This window comes from Chroococcidiopsis sp. (genome assembly GCF_051657925.1).
Taxonomy (GTDB): domain Bacteria; phylum Cyanobacteriota; class Cyanobacteriia; order Cyanobacteriales; family Chroococcidiopsidaceae; genus Chroococcidiopsis.
The window spans coordinates 1-8,136 of sequence record NZ_JBOFLP010000324.1; the positions used below are offsets into that span (position 1 = coordinate 1).

Annotated in this window: 13 protein-coding genes; all 13 read right to left on the bottom strand. The window is 46.0% G+C overall.

Annotated elements, in window-relative coordinates; translation table 11 throughout:
- Positions 1–234 (bottom strand): hypothetical protein (locus tag ACRC32_RS25970; protein WP_438556683.1); only part of this gene is annotated, 234 nt, incomplete at its 3' end.
- Positions 231–626 (bottom strand): hypothetical protein, encoded by a 396-nt coding sequence (locus ACRC32_RS25975; protein ID WP_438556684.1) that lies wholly within the window; start codon positions 624–626, stop codon positions 231–233. The genes ACRC32_RS25975 and ACRC32_RS25970, both read right to left, overlap by 4 nt.
- Positions 619–1,011 carry a hypothetical protein gene (locus tag ACRC32_RS25980; protein WP_438556685.1) on the bottom strand — a complete coding sequence of 131 codons (393 nt, stop codon included), beginning with the start codon at positions 1,009–1,011 and terminating at the stop codon, positions 619–621. The genes ACRC32_RS25975 and ACRC32_RS25980 overlap by 8 nt, the downstream gene beginning before the upstream one ends.
- Positions 1,008–1,394 carry a hypothetical protein gene (locus tag ACRC32_RS25985; RefSeq protein ID WP_438556686.1) on the bottom strand — a complete coding sequence of 129 codons (387 nt, stop codon included), beginning with the start codon at positions 1,392–1,394 and terminating at the stop codon, positions 1,008–1,010. Before ACRC32_RS25985 ends, ACRC32_RS25980 begins: the two co-directional genes overlap by 4 nt.
- Entirely contained in the window at positions 1,394–1,582 is a 189-nt protein-coding gene (locus ACRC32_RS25990; protein ID WP_438556687.1) for a hypothetical protein, read from the bottom strand. Before ACRC32_RS25990 ends, ACRC32_RS25985 begins: the two co-directional genes overlap by 1 nt.
- Positions 1,583–1,588: 6 nt before the next feature.
- On the bottom strand, positions 1,589–2,704 hold the full coding sequence (locus tag ACRC32_RS25995; RefSeq protein WP_438556688.1) for a major capsid protein: 1,116 nt from the start codon (positions 2,702–2,704) through the stop codon (positions 1,589–1,591).
- A gap of 1 nt (position 2,705) precedes the next feature.
- Complete coding sequence (locus ACRC32_RS26000) at positions 2,706–3,416, bottom strand: hypothetical protein (RefSeq protein WP_438556689.1); 711 nt, start codon at positions 3,414–3,416, stop codon at positions 2,706–2,708.
- 190 nt (positions 3,417–3,606) lie between these two features.
- Positions 3,607–4,314 (bottom strand): hypothetical protein, encoded by a 708-nt coding sequence (locus tag ACRC32_RS26005; protein ID WP_438556690.1) that lies wholly within the window; start codon positions 4,312–4,314, stop codon positions 3,607–3,609.
- 34 nt (positions 4,315–4,348) lie between these two features.
- Complete coding sequence (locus ACRC32_RS26010) at positions 4,349–4,993, bottom strand: hypothetical protein (RefSeq protein ID WP_438556691.1); 645 nt, start codon at positions 4,991–4,993, stop codon at positions 4,349–4,351.
- Between the two features lie 28 nt (positions 4,994–5,021).
- Positions 5,022–5,324: a hypothetical protein gene (locus ACRC32_RS26015; RefSeq protein WP_438556692.1), complete on the bottom strand. Its 303-nt coding sequence runs from the start codon at positions 5,322–5,324 to the stop codon at positions 5,022–5,024.
- Positions 5,317–5,502, bottom strand: coding sequence for a hypothetical protein (locus ACRC32_RS26020; protein WP_438556693.1), 186 nt, complete (start codon positions 5,500–5,502; stop codon positions 5,317–5,319). The genes ACRC32_RS26015 and ACRC32_RS26020 overlap by 8 nt, the downstream gene beginning before the upstream one ends.
- A gap of 24 nt (positions 5,503–5,526) precedes the next feature.
- On the bottom strand, positions 5,527–7,065 hold the full coding sequence (locus ACRC32_RS26025) for a phage portal protein (protein WP_438556694.1): 1,539 nt from the start codon (positions 7,063–7,065) through the stop codon (positions 5,527–5,529).
- The coding region (gene terL / locus ACRC32_RS26030) for a phage terminase large subunit (RefSeq protein ID WP_438556695.1) at positions 7,059–8,136 on the bottom strand (1,078 nt) is incomplete at its 5' end. The genes terL and ACRC32_RS26025, both read right to left, overlap by 7 nt.

An 8,136-nucleotide genomic window follows, 5' to 3' on the forward strand; every position in this document is an offset into this window, starting at 1 on the left:
CTCATATTTTTTTTGCCGACCTCCTAGTAATTCTTTAATGGTTGGATAGGGGCGAATAATTACGCACTCAATTCCAGTTGGTACAGTGCCGTTATTGGGAAAGTCCCAACCGTGATCCTCGTCGGGGAGGATAGCGATCGCTTGTTCTATCCGCCCATCACTAAACTTGTAAGTGCCAATCAAGCCATTGAGTAGAGTAAGAAACTGCGATCGCACTTCAATAGGTTGAATCACAATTGCCTCCCTAGCGCTTCACCAAAAAAGGTTATGGGGTCGGCTTCCTCAATACCTTTTTCCGTCCATTTGCGCGGTGGCACGTCCTTACCCGTTTTGGTTGTGTAACCGTCATGAACGGCGATCGCGTAATCGACATTCCAAGAAAACTCCGCAGTATTGCCATCACTAGAACGGGCTACAACTTTAGAGTCTTTTAAATTACCCAAATCAACCAAATTTCGAGGAGACGACACGATTTCACCCGACCGTCTTATAGTGGTACGCGGATAGTCGTATAAGTCTGCGTCAATAGCATAATCCATCGCTTCGCTTGTCCGCTCTACGGCACGATCAAAGCTACGCGCGATCGCTCTATTGATTTTTGCGGTATCAATTTTGATATTAGCCACGTCGAAACACCCCAGTGATTTTTGTGAGGAAGTCAATACCTAAACCCGTTAGATAAGGCGATTGTGTTAAGGGAAGCAGTTTAAAAGTCCCAGTTTTACTTACCCCAATTGCTGTTTTAACCTCCGCCTTGCCTTCAATCGGTGCAGTCAGGGTAGGTGGAAAGATTAATGGCTCTACCAAGTACCCCTTCATTAATTCGCTCACGTCGTCATCGCCCACGTAGAAGCTCACTTCTGCCGCATCCTTTACGGGTTTGAGCATGGCGGTAAACTGCAAAGGCGATGTCTCTACTACCCTATTTCCGACTGCATTAGTTGTTACGTTCCCAGTGGGGACGTTGAACGTCAAAGTTGCATTAGCAAATGTGGCAAAGGGGCTGCTCATGGCGAAACTTTTGTCCTTAGTATCTGTGTACTAAAGAGAGGTAGCTTTTTACTTTCCACTCTTGCAACTGCTTCCATCCCTGCGGGAATCATCAACATATTTGCGGCATCGTAGGCGGCTTGGAGGGCGCGAAGAGATGCGATCGCTACTCGCATTTGATCGAACTCAACCCCGTCTTCTGCTTTTTTGAGCATTTGGAATTGAGGTGATTGTTCAAGCCAAACGGCGGCAGTAAGAAACGGTGCGAAGTGAATATTGCCTGAAATATCCTTCCTTGCCGACAAGTCTAGAAACTCGTTCATGAAGGCTTCGGCTTCCGGTCCGGCATTTGCTGCCCGTTCGCGCGATCGCACTAATGCTTCTGCTTTATCCAAGTACGGCATTAGGCTTTAGTCCTAGATTTGGTAGCAGGGCTTGGGGTTTCCTCCTTCTCTTCCTCTTCCTTCTGCTTCTCCTCTTCCTTCTTCTCTATCCCAATAGCTTTAGCTAAGTCTTCCGGTATCTCAACCTCTTCCCCTGGTAAATAGGTCTTACCTTGCCAACGGTAGGCAGTCTCAAGTTTTGCTTTCATAGGTTTTTATGCGGCAATTGGACGAGGAATTGTTAGTACACCTACACCTTCGGGTTCAGTTAAGACCGGAAAGCTTGTTTGGAAGGCTTGACCGTAAATACCAATTGGCTTGAGGTTCCGCGCTTCGGTACGAATTACCCTGCCAGGATTGTCCTCACCAACAGCTAAACCAACGGCGTTGTATCCGGCAACGTTTTCTAATACTGAAAGCGTTGCGTCGCCATTGTCGATAGTTTCGCTGCGCCCAGTGGCACAGATAAATGCCAAAGTACCTCGGCGCTTGAAGAAACCAGTGCCTATCTGAGTGCGGTAAGTAAGGTTGTATTCCTCAATTGCCGGAATACCGAAGCTCTGGATATAAGCATCTAGAGCCTGCTTCGACACTAACCCCACGCGGCTAGTTAGTTCGCCACCAGCAATAGTTAAAGTCCCAAGGCGACTTTGCATCACGGGGTTTGTAACTAAAGCATTAGTGATTTCGCTGTCGCCAATTACCCGCAATAGCTCGTAACCTTTGCCTGATAAAAAGGTTTTCATCGCAAAGATTGCGTCCATCGGGTCCTCGTTGCCATACCACCCAGTCGGTGCAGCAGTTGTGCCAGAAGGAACGGTAATACGATGCCCAACTGGATTATCTAAGGGGACGGTGCTAACTTTGCCATTAGTTCCGACAATCTGCACCGCCGCATCAAGCAACGCATTCCAGCGCTGGATTTCGACTTTCTCAACTAAAGACAAATTAAGCCCAGTGTTTAGCCAAGCGATTAATTGATTTTTAGCACCTGTTGGATTAGCGATCGCTATCTTACGGATATTATCAAAATCTCTACCTGTTAGCTGGGCAGCAATATCGAGTTCGCCAAGTTTGACATCAAATGTCGCCGCCTGCGCTACCTGTTTCATTTGCGGCTCGGAGTAACGAGTCGCATCATTAGCAGGACTTGTAAAGTAGCGGATATCTGATTCGGTGAACTGGTTTTCTGTTACAGGTCTGTCGGGCAATATCTCTGCGCCGATATAACGCCTTGCCGGAGTACCAAACTGAATGCGAGGATCGCGGGCTAAAGTTTCTAGATGCCCCTCTTCTACGATTTCCCTGTGGAGTGCAAAAATGTCTGCCATCTTACGCTACTCCTATTAGGCAGTTATAGTTTGCCCTTATAAAGGTCTTGATTTCTGTTGATAAGCTAGTCCAATTGGGTAGAAAGTTCTCGTAAACTACATTATTGGACTTAGCCATGTATAATTCTGCTTCGTTGTCTGTTAGCGCATCATGCACATCGAACATGAGCAAGTGCGCTTCCTCGTCTCCTGTAGCATAAGGACCGTAACCAATTCCAGCATCGCGTTCGGCATAAGTACGTCCTACCAAAGTGCCAGACTGGACAAGTAGATAATCGCCCATGCTGTAATAAGCCATATCGCCAGCGACTAAAGCTTGAGGCAAGGCTTCAACTGTTAGGCTAGTCGCACCTTCTGCTGCGGCAGCCGTCAGTTTGGCAAACTTACCTGCGCCAGTGAAATCTAATATCTTGCCACTGGGAACAGCAGATGCGATCGCACTTTGTAAAGGAATAGTAGTCGCACCCGCTGCCGCCCCTGCCGCCGCCACTGTAATCGGCGTGGCATTGGACAAAGCTGTAAAGGCACTTGCATTTAAATGACCGCCCCCAGGCACTAATACTTTAGGCTGGTGCTGGGGAGTCCCCGACCACTGAGGCGAGATTGATTGATAGTCCCCGAAGTGAATGCGGGGCTTTGTGTAATAAGGATTTGCCACGTTCCATAAGGGATAGGTTAATGAGGAATCTTTTTGGCGGAGTTCCTCCTCCAAAAAATTCCGTGCAGACTTACCTCTGTCCCCTGGACTTCTGGTTTGCCCTCCAAGAGCGATATTTATAGGGAATAGGTAATAGGTAATGGGTAATAGGATAAAAGCATCGCTCGCATCAAAGCTTCTTGGAGGTCGCCTCCAAGAAAGCTGCGAGCGCTATTCCCTATTCCCTATTCCCTTTTATTGCAAACTACCCAGTAGTTTTAGTTTTCAGTCCATATCCAGAAGCAGCAATATAGCTTTTCACTGGATCGGGATTCTCTTTCTTTTGTCCGCCTGGACTACCACCAGGAAGCACAGATGGTGGCTTCGGTGGCGTAGAACCACTACTCGGAAACAAAGAAGGCAGGAAATCAGCCCAATTACTTTGGGCAAACTCAGTCAATGGTAACTTCTCTTCGCCTTTAACTACAAGTACTTGTTTGCTATTATCCTCTGCTGTACTTACTTCTAAACTTAATTGATTGTCGGTTAATAACTTTTTAAGTACGTTTGGATTAGCTTTAGATGCGATCGCTGCCTCTGTCACTTTAATATTTCTATCCGCTTCAATAAGTTTTGTTTCGGCTTCATTCTTGGCTTGCTCTGCTGCATTTTTGGCAGCTTCTAAACTGGATATAGTTTTTTGATTGTTGTTGGACTCAGATAATAATGAATTGTATTTATTTGTGAAAGATTGGGTTTTGGCTACTGGGTTGTCACCTTCTGCGCCAGTTAGTTTAAATATTTGGTCTACTATATTTTCTAATTGGGAAGCGCGATCGCGCTCTGTACTACTGCTACTTACAGCGCGGCGCTTTTCTTCTAGGATGCCATCAACTCTACCCTTGATTGCACTAATTAGTTCGTTGCCGTTTTCTAGGCTTTCAATTTGTCTTAGCGCTTCGGCGTAATCCATATTCTATAAGCAGTTGATGACATTTCAAGTATAGCTATCTATTATCTTTTTTCCACTCAATTCTACAGCGGCATCTAAAACGGCATTCGCAGTTCACGCCAGGACTTATTATCTGCTCTATAGGAACAAAAAGCCCATTAGTGCTATACCGCAAACAGGAAGGGCAATGCTGCGCGCCTGCATCCAATACCCTCGAAGCCAGCTTAAACCCCTCCCTCCCTCTAGCTATCTTCTCTGACTGATGGAATGCGGAGCGGGTACTTGCACCGTAAAGGGAGGCTCTTTGAATCGCTTGTGCCTTAGTCAACTTCCCCGCAGCTAAATCACGGGCAAAGCCATCAAAATAATTGTATTGCTCCCGTAGCAATCTACCCGTTGCCCCGTATTGGGCTGATGTGGTTAGACTTTTACCCCCACTGCCCAAGATTGCCATTCTTACGTGACTAAGCTTTAAATCCTCTACGGCTCTTTGTTGGAATGTCGGCAAATCGATATTACCCGCCGTTAGGTTTCGGGCGTGGGCTTTCATGCGGGTGGCTAGGCGTGCTACTTCTTCGTCAACTAAACGGAGGATGCGATCGCGGCTTACAAAGCGCCCCGTATTGTCATCACGATACTTTCCGACCTTGCGAGCGTAAGAGACTCTTTGAGTACCAGTGCCAACTATAAAAGCTGTCATTGTAAATGTCTACAAATTGTAGACAAAACTATTTTCCTCCTAAACCTATATGTATCCTAAAAATATGATCTACAGCAGCTTTTCGTAAATTGTCAAATTCTTTAGCGCTTAAGTCTGGCTGCGGGCTATAAGGTAATGGTTTATTATCGTCCTCATCGTCATCAGGAGTAAAATAATCAAGAGCATCTTCAAGGTTATCGATGGCTCTAACGTATTGCTCCATCGCCATAGCTTGTGCGCCTTCTTCTACTGCTTTAACTAGAGCTATGCGTACCCTAGCAATTGATTCAAGTGTCATACGAGTGATTTGTTCTTTACTCACGTTATCCATTTTTCTTCTGCCCAGCTTCTAAATATTTCTTAAGTTCAGCGTCAGAAGTAGCGATCGCTTTCTCCACATCCGAGCGACGAATAACAACCTCTTCCCCACCAGAGGTATATTCCGCTAATTCTTCAGCAGATAGTGGTTGTCCCTTGGGAATGAATTTATCCTCGTCATTAGTTGCCAATTCCCACCTCTTGCGTAAACATCATCAATTGTTGCCATTTAGTACCTCATTTGTACGATCGCTACTATTAGTATCTTGCGCCAGCACCCGACGCGATCGCAAAGTAGCTTCTGCCGTTGGCTGGTCGATGGCTCCTGATACCAAAAGACTGGTAGTATCTTCAACTACCGTGCGATCGCGATCTTCCTCAGCGAGAAGCGCAAGTTCAGCATCCGTATCTTCGATGAATCCAGACAAACTCATAGCCGTCGCCTTCGATAACAACCCCGCCTGCTGGAACTTGAGGATACGGTCTAGTTCTTCTGGGAGTGGCGAAGTTGCACTAAGGCGAAGTTGTACGACAATATCTAGATTGCGATAAGTGTCAGTGCTATCTTGGTTCAACATCATCAGGGCGCTGCCGTATGCTCCGGCGATCGCTGCCGCCACAATATCGCTATGTTCTCCTAATGTAGTCTCGAAGTCTTGCCGCGCTTGTTCTCTAGATACTCCAGATAGTTGTAGGTCAGAGCCTAAGAGATGCGATTGGGAAAATTGATGGTAGATGTTTGCAGTAAAAGCCTGGGCTGTATCGATAAAGGTTTGAGGCGATACGGGTTCTGCGCTGTAAACTGAGGGGTTCGTGTAACCTTTTAACTGTCCCATTTCGTCGTGCAGTGGTGCGCCTTGTAGAAATGCTGTCTGCCCTGGTCCTACTCTAAACTCATTGTCAGGGTAAAACTTGTCATCTTCCCATCTCCCAGGTGGTTGCGCTCCGAGAATCAAGCGTTCTCTAAAACCGCCGACCTCAGCGTTTCTGATCATCATAGTTAACGCGAAGTTGATGGCATTTTGAGCGCGCTTGACTGAATCTGTAATTAATGAGGGCGATCGCATCTCATAAATTGAATACCTGCCACCTAAGTCCAAGGCGATTGTCTCTTCTTCTATCTCTATCCCTTGTTCGTCCAGGGTCGTAAAGATTGTGAAATTACTTACTTCATCAATTCGCTGTACTTCAACTCGCTTGAGTTCGCCAAAGGTATAGTGGTACTCGATTGAATCTGTAAATTCGTCATCGTCGCGGTTAATAATTACACTATCGGGATGCGGCGAGTGCAGGGCAACGCGATTAATTAGGTCTGGCGAATTTCTAAACCGTTTGGGGGACCATAAGCGGAGATAACCGCGACCAGTGACGAGCATATTTTTGGTGCATTCAGCGATCGCATTGGTTAACGCTGATTCTGATGAGATAGCAAGGCGATACTGTCTATCTATCCAGCACTGAAGCAATAATTCTGCAACTGATGCCGTATCATCTTCTACTCTATTACCTGCTGGGTCTGCGAAGTACCAATGGGGTTTCTTGCCTACGATCGCATTGCGGTGGCGATCTATGCATTCTTTTATTTTGTTGGAGGATTGGAAGACTTTGGCGATCGCTTCCATTACCTCTTCGTAGTGTTCGTCTTTTGGCTCTAGGCGTGGTCCAATCCAGCCAAGACTAAAAACCTCTTCACCGCCTTCGTAATACGCGAGGTTTTCTTCTACTATTGACTGCGATCGCCTATTTTTTACCATGTTCGGTAGGATTTTGCTTGTGGAGTAATGATAGAAGGCTTTGATAGCTCGTTATAACAAATTGCTGACGCATCCAACTGGTCATCATGAGGCGATTCTGGTATGTTATGCAACTCTGATAAATAGCGATCGCACCACGCAGCCCTAACTAATTTTACCTGCGAGTTAGCAGCAGCGGTAGCAAAGCCCTTGGCGCGGGTTAGCTTATCGCCTTGACTCCTTATTCCTGCCGCGTCATAGCCTACTAACATTTTTGTTAGGGTACTAGCATTTATCTTACCTGCGCTTCCTGGTTCTATCTCGAAACGCACTTTACAACCAACGCCGTCATTGAGTGCAGTTCTTAGTATTAGATCGTTGACTTGGGCTGCTGATATTTGTACTTGAATTACATCTAGGACATAGTATAAATTACCGGACTTGAGCATTTTTACTCCGCAAGTATAATCAGGGTCATTTTTTAGGTGTTTTTCTGTCCCTGCCATATCCCAAGCTCGAACTATAGTTCCAGTATCAGGGAAGTCTTCTACTATTTCAAAGAATGAGCGATTGATAAATGCGCCTGAATCCGTGCGAATTTTCCAGTTGCCTTCTAGAAGTCTTGCACGATCTACAGGATGTAGTGCTTGGAGGTTAGCTAAATACCCTGGGTCTTTGCTTAAGCCAATTTTATTGTCAAAGATTGACGAAGGGATGAAAGTCAGCGATTTCGGTTGCAGGTTTGGGAAAGATTCTTGCAATTCAACAATACTATCCGCGTATCGCATTTCATCGCCTTGGCGGACAAAATAGCGCAGCACTCCAGATCGTTCGCTTATGGGATAGCCATCATCGTCAATCCACCAAGAAATAAGTTTAGCTACCCATGAATCAGCATCAGGGTTACAAGTTCCCCTAATTTGCGGTGCTATTGCTGATGTAGAACGATTGCGAGAAAGCAAGTAGAAAAATTGCTTTTGGGTGTAATGGGTTAATTCATCAAAACCGATCCTAGCAAGCTGACTTCCTTGCCAGTCGTAAATGTTTTTTTCGTGCTGCAAGTGAGCAAAGCGAATAGTTGCACCACTGGGG